Source organism: Streptomyces sp. G45, from assembly GCF_049542095.1.
GTDB lineage: Bacteria > Actinomycetota > Actinomycetes > Streptomycetales > Streptomycetaceae > Streptomyces.
In genome coordinates this window covers 8934210-8956939 of the sequence record NZ_JBMUZU010000001.1, presented here as the reverse complement: position 1 = coordinate 8956939, position 22730 = coordinate 8934210, and the positions used below count along the sequence as shown (strand labels likewise).

17 protein-coding genes and 2 pseudogenes are annotated in these 22730 nt (G+C 74.3%); 14 read left to right on the top strand and 5 right to left on the bottom strand.

Features of this window, described 5'->3' with window-relative positions; translation table 11 throughout:
* Positions 1 to 132 precede the first annotated feature (132 nt).
* From ACOBQU_RS38065 to ACOBQU_RS38050, 4 genes are all read left to right on the top strand, one after another.
* A complete protein-coding gene (locus tag ACOBQU_RS38065) occupies positions 133 to 468 on the top strand; it encodes a hypothetical protein (RefSeq protein ID WP_423633903.1) in 336 nt (111 codons plus the stop codon).
* A gap of 170 nt (positions 469 to 638) precedes the next feature.
* Complete coding sequence (locus ACOBQU_RS38060; protein WP_423633901.1) at positions 639 to 947, top strand: hypothetical protein; 309 nt, start codon at positions 639 to 641, stop codon at positions 945 to 947.
* Positions 948 to 1114: 167 nt separating this feature from the next.
* Complete coding sequence (locus ACOBQU_RS38055) at positions 1115 to 1915, top strand: hypothetical protein (protein WP_423633900.1); 801 nt, start codon at positions 1115 to 1117, stop codon at positions 1913 to 1915.
* On the top strand, positions 1801 to 2583 hold the full coding sequence (locus ACOBQU_RS38050) for an FG-GAP repeat protein (protein ID WP_423633898.1): 783 nt from the start codon (positions 1801 to 1803) through the stop codon (positions 2581 to 2583). The genes ACOBQU_RS38055 and ACOBQU_RS38050 overlap by 115 nt, the downstream gene beginning before the upstream one ends.
* 39 nt (positions 2584 to 2622) lie before the next feature.
* Here the strand turns inward: ACOBQU_RS38050 and ACOBQU_RS38045 are convergent, their stop codons facing one another.
* A complete protein-coding gene (locus ACOBQU_RS38045; RefSeq protein WP_423633896.1) occupies positions 2623 to 3588 on the bottom strand; it encodes an alpha/beta hydrolase in 966 nt (321 codons plus the stop codon).
* 189 nt (positions 3589 to 3777) lie between these two features.
* Between ACOBQU_RS38045 and ACOBQU_RS38040 the strand changes: the two genes are divergently transcribed.
* On the top strand, positions 3778 to 4431 hold the full coding sequence (locus ACOBQU_RS38040; RefSeq protein WP_423633894.1) for a TetR/AcrR family transcriptional regulator: 654 nt from the start codon (positions 3778 to 3780) through the stop codon (positions 4429 to 4431).
* A gap of 57 nt (positions 4432 to 4488) precedes the next feature.
* On the opposite strand, the gene ACOBQU_RS38035 is transcribed toward ACOBQU_RS38040, so the two are convergent.
* From ACOBQU_RS38035 to ACOBQU_RS38025, 3 genes and pseudogenes are all read right to left on the bottom strand, one after another.
* Positions 4489 to 5586, bottom strand: coding sequence for a class II histone deacetylase (locus tag ACOBQU_RS38035; RefSeq protein ID WP_423633892.1), 1098 nt, complete (start codon positions 5584 to 5586; stop codon positions 4489 to 4491).
* A 51-nt stretch (positions 5587 to 5637) separates the two neighbouring features.
* Entirely contained in the window at positions 5638 to 7074 is a 1437-nt protein-coding gene (locus tag ACOBQU_RS38030; RefSeq protein WP_423633890.1) for a carboxylesterase/lipase family protein, read from the bottom strand.
* Positions 7071 to 8557, bottom strand: a pseudogene (locus ACOBQU_RS38025) (long-chain-fatty-acid--CoA ligase). The gene ACOBQU_RS38030 and the pseudogene ACOBQU_RS38025 overlap by 4 nt, the downstream one beginning before the upstream one ends.
* A 151-nt stretch (positions 8558 to 8708) precedes the next feature.
* Here ACOBQU_RS38025 and ACOBQU_RS38020 point away from each other — a divergent pair.
* The gene (locus ACOBQU_RS38020) at positions 8709 to 9887 is read left to right on the top strand and encodes a PucR family transcriptional regulator (protein ID WP_423633888.1); all 1179 of its coding nucleotides are present in this window, start codon (positions 8709 to 8711) and stop codon (positions 9885 to 9887) included.
* Positions 9888 to 10052: 165 nt separating this feature from the next.
* Here the strand turns inward: ACOBQU_RS38020 and ACOBQU_RS38015 are convergent, their stop codons facing one another.
* On the bottom strand, positions 10053 to 10712 hold the full coding sequence (locus tag ACOBQU_RS38015) for a TetR/AcrR family transcriptional regulator (protein ID WP_423633886.1): 660 nt from the start codon (positions 10710 to 10712) through the stop codon (positions 10053 to 10055).
* Between the two features lie 102 nt (positions 10713 to 10814).
* Here ACOBQU_RS38015 and ACOBQU_RS38010 point away from each other — a divergent pair, with 102 nt between their 5' ends.
* The 8 genes and pseudogenes from ACOBQU_RS38010 to ACOBQU_RS37975 all read left to right on the top strand — a co-directional run bounded on the left by ACOBQU_RS38010 (position 10815) and on the right by ACOBQU_RS37975 (position 22727).
* Positions 10815 to 12371 carry a carboxylesterase family protein gene (locus ACOBQU_RS38010; RefSeq protein WP_423633884.1) on the top strand — a complete coding sequence of 519 codons (1557 nt, stop codon included), beginning with the start codon at positions 10815 to 10817 and terminating at the stop codon, positions 12369 to 12371.
* 171 nt (positions 12372 to 12542) lie between these two features.
* Positions 12543 to 13811, top strand: a complete 1269-nt coding sequence (locus tag ACOBQU_RS38005) for an FAD-dependent oxidoreductase (protein ID WP_423633882.1) — start codon at positions 12543 to 12545, stop codon at positions 13809 to 13811.
* A complete protein-coding gene (locus ACOBQU_RS38000) occupies positions 13808 to 14614 on the top strand; it encodes an alpha/beta fold hydrolase (RefSeq protein ID WP_423633881.1) in 807 nt (268 codons plus the stop codon). The genes ACOBQU_RS38005 and ACOBQU_RS38000 overlap by 4 nt, the downstream gene beginning before the upstream one ends.
* A gap of 1077 nt (positions 14615 to 15691) precedes the next feature.
* Entirely contained in the window at positions 15692 to 17110 is a 1419-nt protein-coding gene (locus ACOBQU_RS37995) for a sugar transferase (protein ID WP_423633879.1), read from the top strand.
* 78 nt (positions 17111 to 17188) lie between these two features.
* Positions 17189 to 18505: a nucleotide sugar dehydrogenase gene (locus ACOBQU_RS37990; RefSeq protein ID WP_423633877.1), complete on the top strand. Its 1317-nt coding sequence runs from the start codon at positions 17189 to 17191 to the stop codon at positions 18503 to 18505.
* Positions 18462 to 19801, top strand: a pseudogene (locus ACOBQU_RS37985) (glycosyltransferase family 4 protein). The gene ACOBQU_RS37990 and the pseudogene ACOBQU_RS37985 overlap by 44 nt, the downstream one beginning before the upstream one ends.
* Positions 19798 to 21165 carry a Wzz/FepE/Etk N-terminal domain-containing protein gene (locus ACOBQU_RS37980; RefSeq protein ID WP_423633875.1) on the top strand — a complete coding sequence of 456 codons (1368 nt, stop codon included), beginning with the start codon at positions 19798 to 19800 and terminating at the stop codon, positions 21163 to 21165. Before ACOBQU_RS37985 ends, ACOBQU_RS37980 begins: the two are co-directional and overlap by 4 nt.
* Positions 21162 to 22727, top strand: a complete 1566-nt coding sequence (locus ACOBQU_RS37975) for a Wzz/FepE/Etk N-terminal domain-containing protein (protein ID WP_423633873.1) — start codon at positions 21162 to 21164, stop codon at positions 22725 to 22727. Before ACOBQU_RS37980 ends, ACOBQU_RS37975 begins: the two co-directional genes overlap by 4 nt.
* The last annotated feature ends 3 nt before the right edge of the window (positions 22728 to 22730 follow it).

Sequence of the window (22730 nt, the reverse complement as noted above, 5' to 3'; positions counted from 1 at the left end):
CATCAAAGGGCTTTGTGTGACGGGTGGGGTGGCGAGGAGACTGGCATGTGCACGGAGACCCGTCGCACCAGCCGGGGCAGACGGCCATGGCTGCCGTCGCGACAGCCGCTCAACAGCTACTGAGGAGTTCCTGTGGCCCGTTCGTCCGCGTTGCCGCTGCGATGCGCCGCCGTGGCGCTCGCCGCTTCGGCCTGCCTCGTCGCAGGCGTCACGTCCGCTCAGGCGGCCCCGGCCGGAGGCGGCTCGGCCTCGGCTCGGGAGGGGGCGCTGACCGAGGTCCGGACGTTCACCGGCAGTGCGAGCGGCGGATCGCCGTCCCAGGCGGTGGACGGCGCGGTCCGCGCGGCCTATGCCGTCGCCCAGTCGTCGGGCTGGCAGGCGAGCCAGTGCCACGTCCGCGCCACCGACGTGAAGTCGGTGGGCGGTGGCGTGTACGCCGCGGTCGCCAGTCTGTTCTGCCAGCGCTGACGCACACCCTGTCCGCCGGACGGCGTGCCCGCCCGACGGCGGTCCGTCCGATGGCGGTCAGACCGATGACGGTCCAGCCGACGACGGCCCGTTCGCTGACGGCCCGTCCGATGGCGGTCCAACCAACGGCGGTCCGTCCACTGGCGGTCCGCCCCATGAAGATCCACCTTATGGAAGGGAACACCACCATGGCCTCGATGCTCGCCCGAAGCGGTGCCGCTCTCGTCCTCGCCGGTCTCGCCGCGCTCACGCCGAGCGTCGCGCACGCCGACGTCAGCGCGCAGGAGACGCAGACGTTCACCGGTACCGCGTACGAGAACAGCCCCAAGGAAGCCAAGCGGGAAGCCGAGAACTCGGCCCGCCGCTCCGCGCTCATCAGCGGATACCTCAACGAGCAGTGCGTGCTGCTCTTCGCCGACTCCTACCGGCTCGCGCCCGGCTACTACGGGGCCAACGCCGCCATCAGATGCACCCGTTGAGCTAGCGGCGGGCGCCGCCCCGACCGTGGTGCACCGGACGGTCGGGGCGACGCCCGCCCACCCGGCGTGAACCCGCCCCCAACCGGTGGTGAACTCCGTACAACCAGCCCTGCCCTTCGGCGGTCACATGAGGCGAGCCGCAGTCCGTCGACCGAGTGGGAGCCTCCATGCCGCACAACCGCCGCATCCTGACGTACGCCGTCGCTGTCGCCGCCGCGGTCACCGCCGGAGTCGTGGTCCCCTCCGGCGCCGCCGCTGCCGCGCCCCGTCCCGCCACGAGCGACTTCAACGGCGACGGCTACGCGGACCTCGCCGTCGGCGTCCCGGACGGGACCGTGGGCGGCCGGGCCAAGGCCGGTTATGTGAACGTCGTCTGGGGCGGCCCGAGGGGTGTCGGCGCGCACGGCGGCATCCGTGTCACCCAGGCCACGCCCGAGGTTCCCGGCTCCCCCGAGGCGGGCGACCGCTTCGGCGCGTCCGTGGCGCTGACGGACCTGAACGGCGACGGCATCGCGGAACTGCTCGTCGGCGTCCCCGGCGAGGACGTCACCGACCGCGGCGCGGACGCGGGCATGGTCATCGCCGTGGGCGGCTCCAGGAACGGGCCGGGACCGGCGTCCTCGGTGCTGACCGGGCCGTCGCCGTCGGCCGCGTACGGCATGTCGGTCGCGGCGGCGAAGATGACCGGTGACAGCGACAAGGCGATCGTGATCGGCGGCCGGGACAAGGTCGTCGCGCGGGTCATCGTGGGCGAGGACAGCATGGTCACCACCGTCGTGGCCGCCCCCATGGGCGGGCGCGCCCCGTCCTCGCCACCGGCGACTTCGACAGCGACGGCCGGGCGGACCTGGCCGTGGCCTACTGGACCGCGGGCCGCCCCTCCACCCAGTCCCATGTGCGCCTGTGGAAGTGGGACGCCGAGCGGTCCGAGACGGCCAACTTCTGGAACACCGACAACGCCGGTGTGAGCGCCCTGGCAGCCGGGGACTTCGACGGCGACGGGCACGACGACCTGGCGCTCGGCGAGTGCCGTGAGATCGCCGACGAGAACATCGACGACCCGTGCGGCCCCGAGCCGCTCGCCAAGGGCGGCGGCGTCCACGTCCACTACGGCAGCCCCACGGGCGGCTCCTTCGGCACCCGCGCCCAGACCCTCCACCAGGACACGGCGGGCGTGCCGGGCGTGGCGGAGGACGGGGACCGCTTCGGCGCCGCCCTGGCCGTCGCCGACGTCGACCGGGACGGCCGCGACGACCTCATCGCGGGCGCGCCCGGCGAGGCCATCGGCAGCGGGGCCGGGGCGGGTGCCGCGTGGCTGCTGCGCGGCGGGGCCAAGGGGCTGCTCGACGCGGAGGGCACTGCCTCGTCCGTCGCCTGGAACCAGGACACGGCGGGCGTCCCGGGGGTGGCCGAAGCGGGCGACGCGTTCGGCGCGGCGGTCGCCACGGGTGACTACGACGGCGACCGCGTGCCGGACGTCACGGTCGGATCGCCCGGCGAGAACGCCTCCCTGGGCGCGGTGTGGCTGCTGCCCAAGGGCTCGGCCAACGGCTCGGCGGCCTTCTCGCCCCGCACCCTCGGCCTCCCCGACCTCACCACGGCGCACAAGTACGGGAAGCCGCTGGCCAGCCGCTGAGCGCGGTCGGGAAGCGCTGCCGGGGAAGCGCGGCCGCCCTCATGCGGTGAGGGCGGCCCGGAGGAAGCCGAGGATCTCCGTCCGCGCGGCCTCCGCCTGCCGCTCCACGCCCGGCAGGGTGAGGAACGCGTGCCGCGCACCGGGATACTCGGTCAGTCGGGTCGGTGTTCCGGCCGCCCGCAGCCGCTCGGCGTAACGGCGGCCGTGGTCGGCCACCGCGTCCCGGGTCGGCACCACCACGAGTGCCGGGGCCAGGCCGCTCAGGTCGTCGGCGTACAGCGGTGAGACCGCGCGGGCGTCGGCTCCCGCTGGCATGCCGAGCCGTTGGAGCAGGCGCAGCAGGGGCGCGGCACGGGTGGGGCTGTACGCGTACGCGGTCATCGACGGGTGGTCGAACATCGTCCCGGTCACGTCGACGACGGGGTTGACGAGCACCTGCGCCGCCAGCTCAAGTCCGGTCTCCTTGGCCCGGATCGCGCTGAGGGCGCTGATCAGCGCGCCACAGCTCTCGCCGAACACGGCCGTGCGCGCCGGGTCGACACCCCACTGCGCGGCATGGCGCACCACGTGCCGGAGGGCGTCCCAGCCGTCGTCGGCGGCGTCCGACAGCGGGGTGCGGTGGTCGACGAGGCGGTGGTCGACCGAGACGACGACGGCGGGCAGCCGGGCGGCCAGGTGGCTGGTGGCCCAGTCGCACTGCGCCGCCGTGCCGACGACCCCGCCTCCATGGACGTGGAGGATCAGGGGCAGCGCGGTCGGGGCGGCACCGTCGCCGCCGTCGCGTGCGGGGGCCGGGCGGTACACGCGGACCGGGAGCTCGCGGCCCGGCAGGGCCACGCTCTGCCAGCCGATCGTCGCGCCGGGGTCCGGCTCGCCCAGGAGGGTCCGCGCGGCGGCGGAGGCCCGGAAGCGGTTCTCGGCATCGCGGTAGGCGCACAGCCCTTCGGGGGTGATCGCCTGCCAGTCCGGCTCCGGAGGCCGCGCCATGGCCGTGGTCCCGTTCATGTCCTCGTACGTCCTTCCTCATGGGGGCGAACTCGATGGGGGGCGAACTCGATAAGGGGGGCGAACTACTCGACGTGGGGGGGCGAACTCGACCTGCTCGACGCGGGGCGCATTCGACGCACTGATTATGCACGCACTGCGTGCAACGGCAAGTGCATGAGTTATGCTGAGCCCGACGAAAGGGGCGAGATGGCAGGCAGAAGGCGCTGGTCGACCGAGGAGATCCTGGACGCGGCGGCGGAGCTGCTGCGCGCGGGCGACGCCGACGCGTTCAGCGTGCGCAAGCTCGCCGCGGCGCTTGGCACCGACTCCTCCAGCCTCTACCGGCATTTCCGCAACAAGACCGAGCTGGTGCGCGCGGTCGCCGACCGGGTCCTGCTGTCCGCCATGGAGGGCTACCGCCCCGAGGGCGACTGGAAGCAGCGCATCACCACCGTGGCGCTGCGCCTGCGCGACGCCTTCGGGCAGCAGCCCCAACTCGCCGCGGTCTGGGGGCGGTACGCCTCCGGCGGCGCCGGTTCCCGGCTGGTGATGGAGGAGGTCCTCCAGGCCCTGCGGTCGTCGGGGCTGCCCGACGACCAGGTCCCGGTGCGGTACCACCGGATGGTGGTCCTGCTCGCCGCGCTGATCGCCTCCGACGGCGGGGTCAGCTCCATCAGCGCCCAGGAGTTCGAGCAGGGCCTGGAGCAGTTCCGGGTCGCCGTGCTGGGCGCCGACCCCGAGCGGTTCCCCGCCCTGTCCCACTTCGCGCGCGAGATCCGCCCCCTAGGGGCGGACCGTGCGGCCGCGTTCGAGGAGATCCTCGCCGCGCACCTCGCCGACGTCGAGGCGGCGATCCCCTGACGGGCCCCTGCGGGTCTCCCCCGCACGGGCTCAACCGCGGCGGTCGGCGGACCGCCGTCAGCAGATGTCGTCCACCAGCTTCGCCGCCGCCTTGATCACCGTCTCCTGGTGCGGCTGGAGTTCCTGCTGGCCCAGTGCGTCAAAGCTGAAGGGGTCCGTCCACGGCGCAGTCACACCCGCCAGCACCTCGATGACCGCGAGGACGCAGAACGGCACGTAGGCCGCCGCGTACCCGCCTTCGTGCGCGTAGACGATCCGGCCGCCGCACAGGTCGCCCGCCGCGTCCGCCAGCAGCGCGGCGATCTCCCGGTACCCGGCGGGAGTGAGCATCAGCCGGGCCAGCGGGTCCAGGGCGCTGGCGTCGAAGCCCGCCGCGACCAGGATCAGGTCGGGCCGGTAGCGGCGCAGCGCGGGGAGGACGACGCGGTGCATCGCCTCCCGGTAGCCGCCCTTGCCGGTGCCGGGCGGCAGGGGCAGGTTCAGGGTGTAGCCGAAGCCCGCTCCGGCGCCGCGCTCGGTGAGGAAGCCCGAGTTCCGTGGGAACACCTGGTCCTGGTGCAGCGATATCTTCAGCACCGAGGGGTCCTCCCAGAACACCGCCTGGGTGCGGTTGCCGTGGTGTGCGTCGATGTCCACGACGGCGATCCGCCCCACGTCGCTCGACTGCCGCACGGCCCGGATCGCCAGGGCCAGGTTGGCAAGGACGCAGAAGCCCATCCCGGCGTCCGGCACCGCGTGGTGGCCCGGCGGGCGCACCAGGGCGTAGGCGTTGTCGACCTCCCCCGCGACGACCGCCTCCACGGCGCGGATCGTGCCGCCCGCCGCCAGCCGCGCGATGTCCAGGAACCCCACGCCCACGGGCGTGCCGCCGCCGACGTTCCCGCCGGTGTCGTCGAGGGCGGTCAGCCGCCGCAGGTAGCCGGGGGTGTGCACCCGCAGGACCTCCTCGTCGGTGGCCCTGCGCGGGGCGAGCCGGGTCAGGCGGTCGATCACACCGCTGGCCACCACCAGTTCGTGCGCCCTGCGCTTGGTGTCGCCGTGCTCGTAGTGCCGCATCGGCTGGATCCCCCGCCGGGGGTCGGCGGGCACCAGGGCCGCCTGCGTTCCCGTGTCGTGCCACCCGTACAGCTCGTGGTACACGTAACCCGTCGCCATACCCCGATGGTGGCCCCACACCCCTGAGCACAACCAGGGCCAGACGAGCCGTCAGGCGTGACTGTCCCAAAGCCGCCGCTCGGCCTCACGCGGGGCGTGCACCAGACGCCCGCCGGTGGCGTCGTACGTCATGACCGGGCGGGCGGCGCTCCAGGCCTCCCAGCCCGGGCTCCCGGTCTTGGCGAATTCCACCCAGGCGGCGTGCACGGCGTCGGCGAGGGCCTGCGGGGCGTCCGGGCCGGTGAGCGCGCGCACGTCGGCAGAGCGCAGGGTGTCGAAGACGAAGCCGAGTTCGAGCGCGTGGCAGGCGCCCAGGCCCTGCACGGGGGTCGGCCAGGCGAACTCGTACAGGAAGGTGCGGCCCGGGCGGCGCGCGTCGGCCAGCCGGTTCTGCGGGACGCGCAGCAGCAGGTCCGTGGCGAGGGCGCCGAGGATCTCGCCGGGGGTCGCACCCGGGCGGTGACGGCGGTAGGTGCGGGCAGCGGACCGCGGGACGCGCTTCTTGAGCATCGCCAGGCGCAGGGCGAGCGGGCTGACGCGCTCGGTCAGTCCGCCGGGCACGAACCACAGCCGGTACTCCTCGGTGGTCGTGCCCATCAGCAGGTCCACGTCCGCCGACGCGCCGTCGGCCAGGGCGGCGGCGGGGTGTTCGGGCAGCACGTCCCCGTCGACGGCCAAGTGGAAGCCGGGGCCGCCGGTGATCGGGTTCCCGCCGTCGAGCACCTGCCGCTGGGCGTCCAGCAGCCGCGGGACCGGCACCGTCCGCAGCGCCGCGGCGGTGGCCGGGACGCCCAGGCGGTCCGCGATCGCCCGAGTGGCGCGCCCCGCCCGGTCCGGCGGCATCGCCGTGGGCGCCCCGCTCTGCAGCACCGCCCGTCGGCACAGCCCGGCCGCGCGCGGCGCCGTCAGCAGGGCCGCGACGCTGACGGCACCGGCCGACTCGCCGAAGACGGTGACGCTGCCCGGGTCCCCGCCGAAGGCGTGGATGTTGTCGCGCACCCACTCAAGGGCCGCGATCTGATCCCGCAGCCCCAGGTTGGCCGGGGCGTCGGGCAGCACGGCGAAGCCCTCCACGCCGAGGCGGTAGTTGACGGACACCAGGACCACGCCGTCGCGGGCGAAGGCGGTGCCGTCGTACACCGGGGCGCGGTTCGAGCCGTGGCAGAAGGAACCGCCGTGGATCCACACCATGACCGGGTACGGTCCGCCCGCCGGATCCGGGGTCCACACGTTCAGGTTGAGGCAGTCGTCGCCGGGGGCGTCCGGGTCGGGCAGCAGTTCGCTCAGCGGCGGCCGGTAGGGGTGCTTGGGCGCGGTGGGGCCGAAGGCCGTGGCGTCACGGACCCCCTCCCAGGGCTCGGGGGGCCGCGGGACGTCGAAGCGGCGCGGGCCGAAGGGGGCGGCGGCGTAGGGGATGCCGCGGAAGACCGTGGCGTGTTCCTCCCGCACCCCCCGGACCCTGCCCTGAGCGGTGACGACCACCGTCACGCCCAGGACTCCCGCAGCGCCCGCTTGAGGACCTTGCCGCTGGGGCCCAGCGGCAGATCGGGCAGGACGCGGACGATCCGGGGGTACTTGTGCCGCCCCAGGTGCTCCCGGCCCCAGGCCACCAGGTCCTCCTCGGTGGTGTCGGCGGCGCCCTCGCGCAGCACCACCGCGGCGCACACCTCCTCGCCGCGGGCCGCGTCGGGCAGCCCGATGACGGCGACCGTGGCGATGGCGGGGTGGCGGGCGAGGACCTCCTCGACCTCACGCGGATAGACGTTGTAGCCGCCGCGGATGATGAGGTCCTTCTTGCGGTCGACGATGCTCAGGAAGCCGTCCTCGTCGCGCACGCCGAGGTCGCCGGTGCGGAACCAGCCGTCGACCAGGACGGCGGCGGTCGCCTCGGGGTCGTCGAGGTACCCGGCGAAGACGTTGTGCCCGCGGATCACCACCTCGCCGACCTCGCCGTCCGGCAGCAGCTCGATGCGCCGCTCCTGCTCGGGGTCGGCGACCGCGGCCTCGACACCCCACACGGGGTGGCCGACCGTGCCGGGGCGGCGGCCCGTGCTGTGCTGGTTGAACGTGGCCACCGGGGAGGTCTCGGTCAGTCCGTAGCCCTCCAGGACCACGGTGTCGTACGCCGCTTCGAAGCGTTCGAGGAGGGCGACGGGCAGCGCCGCGCCGCCGGAGACGGCCACCCGCAGCGCCGCCGGGCGGCGGTCGTCGGCCGCGGCGGCCTCCGTGAGGGCGTGGTACATGGTCGGCACGCCCATGAACACGGTGACCTGCTCGCGGACCATGGCGTCCAGGGCCGCGGGGCCGGAGAAGCGCGGCAGCAGCACGAGGGTGGCCCCCGCCCGCAGGGTGGCGTTCATCGCGCAGCTCTGCCCATAGGTGTGGAACAGCGGCAGACAGCCGAGCACGGTGTCCTCGGGCGTCAGGGAGAGCAGGTCACCCGCGCAGACGGTGGCGTTCATGACCAGGTTGAGGTGGGTAAGCAGGGCGCCCTTCGGCCGCCCCGTGGTGCCGCTGGTGTAGAGGACGGCGGCGGTGTCCGTCGCGGTGCGCTCGACCGCGTACGGAAGGGGTTCCCGGTCCGTGCCGACCTCGACGACCGGGATGCCGGTCGCGTGCGCCGCCTCTTCGGCGACGGGCCGCAGCGCTCCCCGCTGACGAGCGCCTTGGCGCCGCTGTGCCGCAGCACGTACGCCACTTCGTCGGCCACGAGCAGCGCGTGCACCGGCACCACGCTCGCGCCCACGGCGAGCACCCCGTAGTAGGCGCGGGGGAATTCCGCCGTGTTCGGCAGCAGCAGCGCGACCCGGTCGCCGGGCCCGATCCCGCGCTCGCGCAAGGAGGCGGCGAAGCGCAGGGCGTCCTGCCACAGCTCGGCGTAGGTGAGGCGCAGCTCCCCCTCGATGACCGCGGTGCGGTCGGGGTGGCGGCGGGCCGAGTCGGCAAGCAGGGTGGCGACGCTGAGCTGCACGACGTCTCCTTCGTACGGGGGTGGCGGTACGGTCAGAATCCGTCACCGGCCGACCGGGCCGCCATGTGCGGACGCACAACGCTCGCGCCGTCGACCTGGGCAGTGGCACCGCGCCTTTCGCGCGGACGGTGCAGAAGCCTAATCTTCCGTCATGAACGAAGCGGAGCGGGCACTGCGCCGGGAGCTGGCGACGGCCCTGCTCGTGGACATCGACCGGCTCACCGACGACCTGGTGGCCGACATCCGCGTGCACAGCCCGCTGTACGCCTCCAGCGGCCCGGTCGCCCCCGGCGACCTGTGGAGCGCCTGCCGCCGCAATGTGGAACTCGCCCTCAACGACCTCGGCGAACTGCCCTCCAGCGGACGCCACATCGACGACGCCGCCACCGAGACCGGGCGGCTGCGCGCCGAGCAGGGCGTGCCGCTGGCCACCGTGCTGCGGGCGTTCCGCCGCGGCGGCCGGGTGATCTGGCAGGCGGTGGCGGACCGGATGCGTGACCGGCCGCCCGCGCAGCAGCGGATGCTCGGGGACATCGCGGGCGCCGTGTGGGAGACCGTCGACCGGTTCTCGTCCGTGATGGCCGACTCCTACCGGCTCACCACCGTGGAGCTGCACCACCGCGAGGACTCCCGGCGCGGCGCCCTCTTCGAGGCGCTGCTGGACGGGCGGGGCGGTGACCCGGCCGTGGCCGGTGCGGCGGCCGCCGCTCTCGGGGTGCCCCTGCGCGACCGGTACGCCGTGGTGGTCATCGCCCAGGACCCGGCGTCGCCCGCCGATCCGGGGCCGGTGCTCGAGGCGGCCGGGCTGTGGTCGTTCTGGCGGCCGCGTGCCGAGGTCCTCGCCGGGCTCGTGCGCCTCGGCTCCGCGGAGCCCGCGGAGCTGGCGGAGGTGCTGCGCGGAGTGGTGCGCTGCACGTCGGGCATCTCGCCGACCTTCGAGGAACTGCCGCTGGCCGACCAGGCGCTGCGGCTCGCCGGGCGCGCCCTCGCGACGCTTCCCGCGGGCAGCGGCGCGGTCGCGGCGCTCGACGACCGGCTGGTCCACGCGCTGCTCGGCGTCGACCCGGAGCTGGCGGAGCGCACGGTACGGCGCTATCTCGGCGGGGTCCTGCGCTGCGGATCCGAGCGGCAGGTGCTCCTTGACACGCTGCGCGTCTGGCTCGACGAGGGCTGCTCGGCCCACCGCACCGCCGGGCGGCTCTACTGCCACCGCAACACGGTGCGCGGCCGCATCGGGCGGATCAGCGAACTCACCGGCTGGTCCGCGGAGTCCGGGGAGGCCCGGCTGGGGTGGGCGCTGGCGCTGCGGGCGCTGGAGGGGGCGCGGTAGCGGCGGGGCGCCGGGGCGGGCGCTGAGGGTGGTGCGTTGAGGGCGGCGCGCTGACGGCGGCGCGCTGACGGCGAGGCGGCTGGCGCCGGGCCGGGGAGCGCCCGCAGACCGGGAGGGTCGCCGACCGGAAGCGCCCCCGACCCGGGTGCCGCCCTCCGCCGGGCCTCACTCGCGCGGCCTGAGCCCGTTCACCACCAGGTCCACCGCCGCGACGACCCTCGTGTCGGGCACGCGGGAGCCGATGTGGGCGACGTGGATGTTCAGCAGCCCGCCGAGGGTGAACAGGACCAGCTCCGAGTCGGTGTCCGGGGTGACCTCGCCGCGCTCCTTGCCGCGCTCCAGGACGACGGTCGCCTGCCCCATCCGCCGGGTCCAGAACTCCCGCCGCGCGTCGGCGACTTCGGGATCCGTGTCGGAGACCACCGTGCCACGGACGAACGCGGCCCCGGCCGGGGTCGACACGAAGTGGTTCAGGCTGGTGAAGAAGTCGATCAGGTCCTGGCGCACGGAGCCGGTGTCGGGCACCGGCACGGACTGCGCGGTGTGCGTGAGCAGGGCGTCGACGAGGAGGCGCGGGCGGGTCTTCCAGCGGCGGTAGATCGAGGTCTCATGGACTCCCGCCGCCTGCGCGATGTCGGCGATCCGGGTGCCGTCGATGCCCTCGGACTCGATCCGGGCGATGGTCGCGTCGAGCACGGCCGCCCGCAGCCGCTCCCCGCGGACGCCTCGGGCGGGACGGGCGGGCTCCGCACCCGTCCCGCCCGGCGCCGAAGGCTCCCGGGGGTCGGGCGACGAGGAGGGTGAGGCACCGGCTGGAGTCGTCATGGTCCGAGTATCGCAGATAACGCAAGTCCACTTGCGTTCGGCGGACACCGAGGGCTACGGTCCCCGTATCGCAAGTCGACTTGCGTTGGGAAGGGGGAAGTCATGACCGTAGTGACCGCCCCGGCCGGTGCGTGGCGGGGCGCGCGGCACGGGCGTACGTACGTCTTCCACGGCATCCGGTACGCCGAGGCCGACCGGTTCGAGCCGCCCCGTCGGCCCGCACCGCACCAGGGCGTCCTCGACGCCGTCAGCCCTGGGCCCGCCGCGCCGCAGACGCCGTCCCGCCTGGAGGGGGTGATGGGCGCCCCAGCGCCCGTCCCGCAGTCCGAGGACTGCCTGCGGCTCACCGTCACCACACCGCGGCCCGGCCCGGCGCGCCCGCGCCCCGTCCTGGTGTGGCTGCACGGCGGCGCGTACCTCTCCGGGAGCGGCGAGTGGAACCTCTACGACGCCGAGCGGCTGAGCGCCGAGGGGGACCTCGTCGTCGTGTCCGTCGGCTACCGGCTCGGCGCGCTCGGCTATCTGCGCGCCCCCGGCGTCTGCGACGGCAACCTCGGGCTCAGGGACCAGATCGCCGGGCTTGAGTGGGTACGGGACAACATCGCGGCGTTCGGCGGGGACCCGGAGCGCGTCACCGTCGCCGGGCAGTCCGCCGGTGCCCACTCGATCGCCGCGCTCCTCGGCATCCCGGGCGCGGGCCAGGGCGTCGAGCGCGTGATCCTCCAGAGCGCGCCCCTCGGCCTGGACTTCGCGCCGCCGGGCGCCGCAGAACGGGTCGGCGCGCTGTTCCTGCGCGAGCTGGCCGCGGAGCTGGGCCCGGACCGCCGCCCGCTGGCCCCGGGAACGCACCGGGGCCGCCGCCAGCCGACCGCGAGGACGAGCCGGGGGCCCGACCGGGGCCTGCCCTCAACCCCCGCCCCGGACGAGGACGCGCCCGCGGGGCCGCACGTCGACGCGCGCGGCGCGCCGCTCCCCGCGGTCCTCGCCGCGCAGGCCCGCACGGCCCGGCGCCTCGCGGGCCGCCTGGGCCTGAACTCGGCGCCGCCGTTCCTGCCGGTCGCCGGGGTGGGCCCGCTGCCGCCCCGGATCGCCTGGCACGAGAACCTGATCCGCCGCGCCCGGACCGGACGCCTCGACGTCCTCATCGGCACCACCCGCGACGAGGCCCGGGCCTTCTACGGGCGCCACCACCCCGTCCTCTCCCGCGTGCGCCGTCTGCCCGCGGCCGGGGACGCGCTGGCCGACCGCTTCGAACGGGCCGTGCAGCAGCGGGTGTTCGACGCGCCGACCTGGCGCCTGGCCGACCTGCTCGCCGCCTCCGGCGCCCGCACCTACCGCTACCTCCTGGACCCGCTCGCGCCCGGCGCGCCCTTCGGGGCCTGCCACTGCCTCGAACTGCCGCTGCTGTTCGGCGCGCCGGAGGACTGGGCCACCGCGCCGATGCTCGCGGGCACCGACCCGGCGCTGATCGAAGCGGCGGGCGCCCGGATGCGGGCACGTTGGAGCCGCTTCGTCCACACCGGCAGCCCCGGTCCGGACCCGGGCCCGGCCTCGGCGCCGGATCCGACCGCTGACGCGGACCTGGACGCGTACGCGGGCGAAGGCGGCCACGAAGCGCGGCACGAGCCCGGCTCCCGCACCCCGATCCGCCTCCCCTGACTCCGCCCCGATCCGCCTCCCCTGACTCCGCCTCGCCCGCCTCCCCTGACTCCACTCGGCCCGTCCCCCCTCCCCTGATTCCGCCCCCTCCCTGCTCCCGCTGATCCCACCCCCTCCCTGCTCCCGCACCCACCCCTCTGCCACGGCTCGCGCGGCAACGAAAGGTCCGATATGCACTCATCCCCGCGCGCCGAGGTCATCGGCGCGGGCATCGGCGGCCTCACGGCCGCGGCCGCGCTCGCCCGCTGCGGCTGGAGCGTCCGGCTGCACGAGCGGCAGTCCGAGATCCGCGCCGCGGGCGCGGGCATCTACGTCTGGGACAACGGGCTGTACGCGCTCGACGCGGTCGGCGCCTTCGAGGAGGCCACGCAGGACGCGCACATCGGGCCCGCCGTCGAGGCCCGCTCCCGGCAGGGCCGGACGCTCTACCGGATCGCCATCAACGGCCCCGACCAGCCGCGCTGCTACACCCTGCTGCGCGACCGCCTGATGCGGGCGCTCGTCGCGGCGGCCCGGGCTGCGGGCGTCGAGATCGTCACCTCCTCCCAGGCGACGCGGGCCCACGCCGACGGCCGGGTCGAGTTCGAGGGCGCGCCGGACGCCCGGGCCGACCTGGTCGTCGCCGCCGACGGCGTCCACTCCCGGCTGCGCGACCGGCTCGGTCTCGCCCGGCGCCGCACCCGCATGCGGCAGGGCGCGGCCCGCCTGATGGTGCCCGCGTCGGCCGACTACCTCCCGGCCGCCGACGCCCCACTGCACCTGGAGCACTTCCAGGGGCGCCGCCGCCTGCTCTACACGCCCTGCACCGCCGACGCGGTCTACCTCGCGCTGGTCTCCGACGCCAGCGACCCCGCCGTGCGCGGCGCGCGGATCGACGCCGCGTCCTGGACGCGCAGCTTCCCCACCCTGGGGGCGCTCATCGACCAGGCCGCCCAGGTGGAGACCCGCTGGGACACCTTCGAACTGATCCAGCTGCGCTCCTGGTCGCACGGGCGCGTGGCGTTCCTCGGGGACTGCGCGCACGCCCAGCCCCCGTACCTGGGCCAGGGCGGCGGGACGGCGATGAACAACGCCGTCGCCCTGGCGGCGTCGGTGTCCCGCCCAGGGGCGGGCGGCACGGCACGCGAGCACGTCCCCGCCTCGCTCGCGGTGTGGGAGCGGGAGCAGCGCCCCGGCACCGAACGCACGCAGCGGACCTCGTACCGCATGCGCCTGCTCAACCAGATCCCGGACGCCGCGCGCGACGCGCTGCTGACGGCCGTCAGCCGCTCGCCCCGGGTCGCGCGCTCCCAGCTCGCCGCCACCCGGCTCCGCCCGGCCACCCCCCTCCCCCTCATGAACCCCCCAGCGAACCCCCCGGCGATCCCCCGGGCGAACCTCCCGGCCGACAGCGACGGCGACGGGTACGACCGCACCAAGGACAAGGAGCAGGAACGATGATGAACACGATGACGCTCAACGGCGTGGAGATCGGGTTCGACGACCAGGGCTACGCGTTCGACGGGCCGACGCTCGTCCTGCTGCCCGGCTGGGCGCACGATCTGCGCGCCTTCGACCGGCTGCTGCCGTACCTGCGGACCGAGCACCGGGTGGTCCGCGTATGCTGGCGCGGCCACGGCCCCGACCGCACGCCGCTCGCGGCGGACTGGGGCGTCGAGGAGCAGGTGGACGACACGATCGCGCTGCTCGACGCGCTGGAGGTCGAGTCGTTCGTGCCGGTCTCGCACGCGCACGGCGGCTGGGTGTCGATGGGCATGGCCGAGCGCCTCGGCGCGGCCCGGGTGCCCCGGCTGCTGCTCCTCGACCTGATCATGACGCCGCCCCCCGCGGAGTTCACGGCGGCCGTCCGCGCCCTGCAGAGCCGGGACACCTGGCGCCAGGCGCGCGAGGACCTGCTGCGCAGCTGGCTGGACAGCAGCGACAACGAACCCGTGCGGCAGCACACGCTGTTCGAGGCCGGTGGCCACGGCTTCGACATGTGGGCCCGCTCCGGGCGCGAGGTCGAACGCGCCTACGCCACCTGGGGCTCCCCGATGGACCGCCTCGCCGCGCTCACCGAACCGCGTCCGGTCCGGCACGTCTTCTCGCACCCCAAGGCACCGGAGTACGACGAGATCCACGCCCGTTTCCAGGAGCGCAACCCCTGGTTCAGCTACCGCCGTCTGAACGGCGAGACGCATTTCCCCGGCATCGAACTCCCGGAGGAGGTCGCCGCGGAAATCCGTACGCTGCTGTCCCTTTGACACCTCGTCACCCACCCGCGCAGCGGAATCCCCAAGCGGCGCCCGGGCGCGCGGCTCGCTCCCTTGTGGCGAGCCGTGCGCCCGGGGCCCATGGAATTCGGGGCCAGCGGCATGCCGTGAGTCAACCGCCGTGAAGAAACCGGCCACTTGGGGTGGCTGGGGATTTTCCCTTAACTCATTTCATGGGCCCCGCATCGCTTCTCGTTCAGCCCTCGCGCTCCGCGCACCGGCCCTTCCCCTGGGCGCCACCCCTCGTCTCCCTCGGCCCCTCCCCCTTCAGCGGCGCCGGGTCCGGCAGCACCGCGCGGGTTCGAGCCAAGATCCTTCTGCGCCAGGAGAGTTGACCGGTTCGGCGCGACGCGCGTGCGGGCCTGGCAGACGGGGAAGTCCTTCGTCGTGGCGCCCCGCCGAGGGGCGTCCGAGGGGGCCGAAACGCGCCCGGATACGTGTGCGAGAGCCCGCTGAGGGAAAGGTTCCGGTGGCCGGGCGAAATGCCGTCCCCGCAGGTCAGACGGTATGAGTCGACCACCGGGGGACCCGTGGCGGGTTACCGGCCGGTGGATCAAGTCTCAAAGCTTGACCACAAGTTGCACACACCCCCTCTACATCCGGGCCGCGATGGTCTAAATTGACCGTGCTTCAGATGCTCGGCCGCGAGACGATCAATGATGATCTAGTCGTAATGATCTATGGGGCCGGTGCCGTGGACCGCCTGTGGCGCGTTCCGGTACCAGGCGTGGGGGTGATCAGTTCTTGGGGCCCGGGGGGCTTGGGTGCGGGGAGCGCCCGGTGTTTCTCATGGGTTTCCGTATGCCTGGAAAATCTGGCCGGACACGCGAGTCCGCTGCCGCCAGGGTGGGTTGTTGTTCACATAGCGCTGGAAAGCCGCAATGTCATGTGCGGGGGGCACCGGCCTCCCGAGGGGAGGAATGGCGCGGCGCGGGAGGCGGGGGCCTCCCGGGGGAGAGAACAGTGTGAGGCGAGCACGTCGTGTTCACTGGCGACCTGGGGGGGTTCTGTGCAGCAGGGGAATTAGTCGACCCGTTCGCATCGGCACGCGGGCGTCTGACGAGCGGAGTGATCAGCCAGCCCGCGAGCGACTGGGAGCAGCGCTACCGCCGTACCGTGATCGTCAGCGACACGGTGGCCACCGCCTTCGTGGTGGCGTCGATCGGCCTCTTCTTCGGGGCCCGGGACGCGGCCAACTGGCATGAGAAGTGGGGGATCCTCGCCTTCGGCACCGAGTTGCTGGTGCTCAGCGCGCTCGGGGTGAGCAAGGCGTGGGCCCCGGCCGTGCTCGGCCAGGGCGCCGAGGAGTTCCGTCGGCTCGGCCGCTCGCTGTTCGCGGCGACCGTCGTGCTCGCGCTCGGCGGGATCGCCCTGACCTCGCGCAACATCAAGCTCTGGATCTTCGTCGCGATCCCGGCGATCGCGGTCGTCGCCATGACCGCGCGGTATCTGCTGCGGCTGTGGCTGCACAAGCAGCGCAAGGACGGGCGCTGCCTGCGACCGGTGCTCGCCGCCGGGAGCGTGGCCACCGTACGCGACCTGATCACCCGCACCCGCAAGTTCCCGCACCTCGGCTGGCGCGTGGAGGCGGTGTGCACCACGGACGGCCTGGCGCCCGGTGACGGCCTGCTGGACGGCGTTCCGGTGGTCGGCCGCCTGTCGGACGTCGCCGACCATGTGCGCCGCGACGGCTACCGCGTCGTCGCGCTCACCCCGGACCCGCACTGGTCGCCGGACCGGCTCCAGCGGCTCGCCTGGAACCTGGAGGGCAGCGACGCCGAGATGGTCGTGGCCCCGGTGCTCATGGAGGTGGCGGGGCCGCGGCTGCACGTCGACGCGGTGCTCGGGATCCCGCTGCTGCGGGTCAGCATGCCGACCTTCACCGGAGGCCGAAGAGCCGTCAAGGAGGTCGTCGACCGGGTCGGCGCGGCGATCCTGCTGGTGCTGTTCGCGCCGCTGATGCTGCTGGTCGGACTGCTGGTCCTCGCGGACAGCCGGGGCGGGGCCTTCTACCGGCAGCGCCGGGTCGGCAAGGACGGCCGGGAGTTCACCATCCTGAAGTTCCGCACCATGGTGGTCGGCGCCGACCGGGCGCGCGCCGAGCTGGCCGAACTCAACGAAGGCGCGGGCCTGTTGTTCAAGATGCGCCGGGACCCGCGGGTGACCCGGGTGGGGGCGGTGCTGCGCCGCTACTCGCTCGACGAGCTGCCGCAGCTGTTCAACGTGCTCACCGGATCGATGTCGCTGGTCGGGCCCCGGCCCCCGCTGCCGGAGGAGTCCGCCGCGTACGGCCCGGACATCCGGCGGCGGCTGCTCGTCAAGCCCGGACTCACCGGCCTGTGGCAGATCAGCGGGCGCAGCGACCTGCCGTGGGAGGAGGCGGTCCGCCTGGACCTGCGGTACGTCGAGGACTGGTCGCTGGCCCTGGACACGGTGATCTTGTGGAAGACGCTGCGCGCGGTGCTCTACGGGCAGGGGGCCTACTGACATGCGCCAAGGGGGGCGTCGCCCGTACGACGCGCGGACCGCAGGCCACGAGGGCCTGCCTGGGGGGAGAGACGGATCATGAGAGTCAGCATTTTCGGCCTGGGCTACGTGGGCTGCGTGTCAGCCGCGTGCCTGGCCAGCATGGGGCACCAGGTCATCGGGGTGGACGTGAACCCGGTGAAGGTCGACCTCGTCAACGACGGCAAGGCCCCGGTGGTCGAGGAGCGGATCGGTGAGCTGATCGCCGAGGTCGTCGGGAGCGGGGCCTTACGCGCCACGTCCGACGTCCGCGAGGCGGTCACCGGCAGCGAGGTGTCCCTCGTCTGCGTCGGCACGCCGTCGGAGCCCAACGGCAGCCTGTGCACCACGTACCTGGAGCGGGTCACCGAGCAGATCGGCGCCGTCCTCGCCGAGGGCGGCGAGCGGCACACCGTCGTCTTCCGCAGCACCATGCTGCCGGGCACCTGCCTGAACCTGCTGGTGCCGATCCTGGAGAAGTTCGTCGGCGGCACGGCCGGGGTGGACTTCGGGGTCGCGGTCAACCCGGAGTTCCTGCGCGAGGGCACCAGCGTGCGGGACTTCTTCGACCCGCCGAAGACCGTCGTCGGCGAACTCGACCCGGCGAGCGGCGACGCCGTCCTCGCGCTGTACGAGGGCCTGCCCGGCGAGGTGTTCCGGGTGCCGGTCCCCACGGCCGAGGCGATCAAGTACGCGGACAACGCGTTCCACGGCCTGAAGATCGGCTTCGCGAACGAGCTGGGCGCGGTGTGCCAGGCGCTCGGCGTGGACTCGCACCAGGTGATGGACGTGTTCCTCGCCGACCGCAAGCTGAACATCAGCCCCGCCTACCTGCGGCCCGGCTTCGCCTTCGGCGGCTCCTGCCTGCCCAAGGACCTGCGCAGCCTGGTCCACGCGGCGCAGCGGGCCGATGTGTCGGTGCCCATCCTGTCCCATGTGCTGCCCTCCAACTCCGCGCACCTGCAGCGCGCGGTGGAGCTGGTGGAGCGCACCGGGAAGCGCCGCGCCGGGCTCTTCGGCCTGTCCTTCAAGCCCGGCACCGACGACCTGCGCGAGAGCCCGCTCGTCGAACTGGCGGAGCGGCTGTTCGGCAAGGGCTACGACCTCAAGATCTACGACGCCAACGTCAGCCTGTCCCGGCTGCTCGGCGCGAACCGCGAGTACATCGAGACCCGCCTGCCCCACCTCGCCCAGCTGCTCGCGGACTCCGTCGACGAGGTCCTCGAGCACGCCGAGGTGTGCCTGGTCGGCACCAGGGACCCCGCCGTCCTCTCGGCGCTGCCCCATGGCGACGGCCCCGTGATCGTCGATCTCGTCCGCCTTCCCGACGCCGATGAGCGCCGGACCGAACCGGGGTACGTGGGACTTGCCTGGTAACACGACGTTTGGTGACACGACCAGGGGCGCGGGGCCGACCCGGCGCGCGCTGATCCTGGTGGAGAACCTGTCGGTGCCCTTCGACCGACGGGTGTGGCAGGAGTGCACGACCCTGCGCGACGCGGGCTGGGAGGTGCACGTCATCTGCCCCCGCGGGGAGAAGCGGGACACCGAGCCGCGCGCCCTGATCGACGGGGTGCGGATCCACCGCTACCCGCTGCGCGCGGCCACCGGCGGCCCCGCCGGGTACCTGCGCGAGTACGGATCGGCGCTGTGGCACACCATGCGGCTGGCCCGCAGGGTGGGGCCCGTCGACGTGGTGCACGCCTGCAACCCGCCCGACCTGCTGTTCCTGCCCGCGCTGTGGCTCAAGCGGCGCGGCGCGCGGTTCGTCTTCGACCAGCACGACCTGGTGCCCGAGCTGTACCTCTCCCGGTTCGGCCGCGGCGAGGACCTGCTGTACCGAGGGGTGTGCGCCCTGGAACGGATGACGTACCGGGCCGCGGACATCGTGCTCGCCACCAACGAGAGCTACCGGGACGTCGCCGTGCGCCGCGGCGGACGGCGCCCCGAGGACGTGTTCGTGGTGCGCAGCGCCCCGCAGGTCGAGCGGTTCCAACCGGTGCCGCCCGAACCGGAGTTGAAGCGCGGCAAACCTTATCTGCTGTGCTACCTCGGCGTCATGGGTCCGCAGGACGGCGTCGACTACGCGCTGCGGGCCCTGGCGGCGCTGCGCGACGAGGTCGGGCGCGACGACTGGCACGCGGTGTTCGTCGGCTCCGGAGACGCCTTCGACGCGATGGTGGAGCTGTCGCGGCGGCTCGGGCTCTCCGAGCGGGTGCAGTTCACCGGGCGCATACCGGACGCCGACCTGGTGCGCTACCTGTCCACCGCGGACGTGTGCCTCTCCCCGACCCCCGCAACCCGCTGAACGACGTGTCGACCATGAACAAGGTCCTGGAGTACATGGCCATGGGCCGACCGATCGTGTCGTTCGACCTGAAGGAGGCGCGCGTCTCCGCCTCGGACGCCGCCGTGTACGCGCCCGCCAACGACGAGGCGGCGTTCGCCAAGCTCATCGGCGAACTCCTGGACGATCCGGGCAAGCGGGCCCGGATGGGCGAGATCGGCCAGGAGCGGATCACCGGGCCGCTGTCCTGGCGGAACTCGCAGGCGTCCCTGCTCGCCGCCTACGCGGCGGCCTGCGGTGACCGCCCACCCGTGGCGAGCGGCAGACCGGCCCGGATCACGAAAGCGAGCGGCCCCGCCCGCGCAGGGAAGAGGCCTCGGAGTTGAACGACGACACCATCCGGCTCGTCACCATCGGCCGGATTCTCCACCGGCGGTGGCGCCTGCTCACCATCGCCGCCCTGGTCGGCGCACTCGTCGGCTACGGCGCCTCGCTGGTGTTCCCGCCGCGGTACACGGCGTCGGCGTCGGTGCTGCTCCCCGGGCAGTGGGAGGAGCGCGAACTGCTGACGCAGGCGGAGATCGCGACCAGCTCCAACGTCGTCGACCGGGCCGCCGCCGCGCTCGGCTGGCGGGGCGTCGGCGGCGGCGAGCTGCGCGACCGCGTGAGCGCCAAGGCCGCCGACGGCAACATCCTCAAGATCTCCGGCACGGCTGAGACGCCGGAGCGCGCCCAGCAGCTCTCCGACCGGGTGGCCAGGGAGTTCGTCACCTTCTCCGCGCGGATCACGGGCAACGGCAGCGACTCCGAAGCGGCGACCGGGCCCGAGGCGCTGCGAGAGAAGGTGGCGGAGACCAACCGCCGCATCACCGAGCTGGCCAACGCGGCCGATCCAGGGCAGACCGTGGAGAGCGTGCAGGCCCGTACCGAACTGGAGAAACTGCGCACCGCGCTCCAAGACGCCATGAAGAAACTGGACGAGGCCGACCCGACGGCCACCAAGGCGGGCATGGTCGTGATGGGCCCCGCGCCCAAGCCGACCAGCGAGGCACCGCCCACGAGGACCCAGCTGATCGGCGGCGGGGCGCTGCTGTTCCTCCTGGTCGCGGTCATCGGCCACCTCACCGCCGCGCGGATGAACCGCCGTCTGCGCGCCGAGCCGGAGCTGGCGGCCGCGCTCGGCTCGACGTTCCTCGGCACCGTCGACGTGCCCGGCGACCGGCGCCCGCCCCGGCCACGGGGCCGGGACGCGCGGGCCTGGCTGCGCTGGTTCCTCGGCGTCGACACCCGCTGGGACCTGCCGACGCCGCGCGTGTCCGGCGACGAGGCCAGCAGGCGGGTCCGCTACCGGCGGGTGTGCGCCCGCCTGCGGGACCGGCTCCCGGCGCCCCGGCGGCTGCTGGTCGTCGTACCCGAGGGCGACGCGGTCGCCCGCCGGGCCGCCGAGCAGCTCGCCGCCGAGGCCCAGGGCGATCCCGTGCTGCGGGTGGTGGACGTGTCGGTGACCCGGCCGATGGTGCCCGACCGCGACACCGAGTCCGGTGCCCTGGTCGTGCTCAGCGCGGGCCACTGGACCGCCGCGGACCTCGGCGGCGTCGCGGAGGCGTGCGCGGACGGCAGGCACGAGGTCGTCGGCGTCGTCGTCGCCGGGCCGGTCCGGTCCGGTCCGGAGCCGTCCGCGGGCCGCCCCGCGAAGAGCGCCGCCCTGACGTTCGCGGCGCGCGGCAACGCGACGGGGGGTTCGGCGTGACGGCCCACCCGGCACACCCGGCGCACACGTCCGCGCAGTCGCCGCAGTCGGCGGAGCCGCCCGAGGCCGCTCCCCTGATCGACCTGCGGACCCTGGTGGTCGCGGTGCGCAGGCGCCGCCGCCTCTGGTGCTCCCTCGCGGTCCTCGGGTTCCTCGCGGGCGCGGCCCTCGCGGTCCTGCGGCCACCGCCGCCGACCGCGGTGACCAAGGTCCTCGTCGCGCACCAGGAGGACCAGCCGAACGACACGGGAACGCTGATCCGCACCGACGTCGAGCTGCTCGGCACCACGCGGATCGCCGGACAGGCCCTCAAGGCCCTCAAGTCCCCGCTGAAGCCCGAGGACTTCATGCGGGACTACCGCGGCACCGGACTGACCAACAACCTGCTCCAGATCGAGGTGACCGGCGCCAGCGACAAGGAGGCCGTGGCCCGCGCCAAGGCGCTGGCCGACGCGTTCGTCGCCGACCACGTGCGGCGCATCCGGGACGCGGCGAAGGCCGAGTCCAAGGCGCTGCTCAAGCAGCGCGACCGCATGCGCGAGGAGCTGGCCCGGGTCAACGAGGCGATCGGGGGCCGGTCGCCGGGCGGCGACCCCAAGGAGTCGGCGAGCATCGAGTCGCTGTTCGCCCGCCGGGCCGAACTCAACTCGCGGATCGCCGACTTCGACCAGCGCGCCGCGGAGGCGCGCACCGGTACGCCCCGGCTCATCTCCGGCACCCAGATCGTGGACGACCCGCGCGCGGTGTGGCACTCGCTGCCCAAGTCCGCCGCCACCAACGCCGCGATCGGCCTGGTCCTCGGGCTCGTGGTCGGGCTCGCGGTGGCCGCGGTCGGCACGGTGGTGGCGGACCGCCCCGTGCTGCGCCGGGAGATCGCGCTGAACCTCGGCGCCTCGGTCATCGCGGAGCTGCCCCGCGTGCCGCGCCGCCCGGTCGTGCCGTGGCAGCGGCGCCGGACGCGGGTGGCCCGTGAACGGCTCACCCAGACCCTGGCGCGCGCCGTGCGGGGCGCCCCGGACGGGGTGTCGCTGCTGGAGCTGGGCTGTGCGCACAGCACGTGCGCGCTCGCCCTGGACGTCGCGCGGGCCCTTGCGGCGGAGGGGCCCGTGGTCGTCGTCGACGGCCTGCCCGGTCCGCAGCTCGCCCACCGCCGCGAGCGGCCGGGGGACCCGGCCGTGGTCAGCGGCGAGCAGCTCGCGGGCACACCCCACCAGGGGCGTCGGCTCGGCGTCGGCTCGGTCGCGCCCGGCACGACGTGGACCGACCTCAGCTACCTCGGCGGCCAGACCGTGCTCGTCGTGCGGGCCGGGCACGGCAGCGCGGCATGGCTGCACACGGTGGCGCGGCAGCTCGCGGACCTGCGCATCGCCGTGATCGGCGTGGTGCTGATCGACCCCGATCCGCGTGACCGGACCGACGGCACCCTGTGGGACGGGCCGCACACCGCGCTGCGCGGCCCTTATGAGCGTCCGGCCCGGCAGAACGGGGCGGGCCCGATGCGGACGGAGCGGCCGTCGAGAGTGGCCGCCCGGGTCCCGGACAGCGACCAGGAGGCGCGGTAGCAC

Coding starts and splice junctions, on each gene's coding strand:
- ACOBQU_RS38060 (WP_423633901.1), top strand. CDS start 639: ATGGAAGGGAACACCACCATGGCCTCGATGCTCGCCCGAAGCGGTGCC.
- ACOBQU_RS38055 (WP_423633900.1), top strand. CDS start 1,115: ATGCCGCACAACCGCCGCATCCTGACGTACGCCGTCGCTGTCGCCGCC.
- ACOBQU_RS38045 (WP_423633896.1), bottom strand. CDS start 3,588: ATGAACGGGACCACGGCCATGGCGCGGCCTCCGGAGCCGGACTGGCAG.
- ACOBQU_RS38040 (WP_423633894.1), top strand. CDS start 3,778: ATGGCAGGCAGAAGGCGCTGGTCGACCGAGGAGATCCTGGACGCGGCG.
- ACOBQU_RS38035 (WP_423633892.1), bottom strand. CDS start 5,586: ATGGCGACGGGTTACGTGTACCACGAGCTGTACGGGTGGCACGACACG.
- ACOBQU_RS38020 (WP_423633888.1), top strand. CDS start 8,709: ATGAACGAAGCGGAGCGGGCACTGCGCCGGGAGCTGGCGACGGCCCTG.
- ACOBQU_RS38015 (WP_423633886.1), bottom strand. CDS start 10,712: ATGACGACTCCAGCCGGTGCCTCACCCTCCTCGTCGCCCGACCCCCGG.
- ACOBQU_RS38010 (WP_423633884.1), top strand. CDS start 10,815: ATGACCGTAGTGACCGCCCCGGCCGGTGCGTGGCGGGGCGCGCGGCAC.
- ACOBQU_RS38005 (WP_423633882.1), top strand. CDS start 12,543: ATGCACTCATCCCCGCGCGCCGAGGTCATCGGCGCGGGCATCGGCGGC.
- ACOBQU_RS38000 (WP_423633881.1), top strand. CDS start 13,808: ATGATGAACACGATGACGCTCAACGGCGTGGAGATCGGGTTCGACGAC.
- ACOBQU_RS37990 (WP_423633877.1), top strand. CDS start 17,189: ATGAGAGTCAGCATTTTCGGCCTGGGCTACGTGGGCTGCGTGTCAGCC.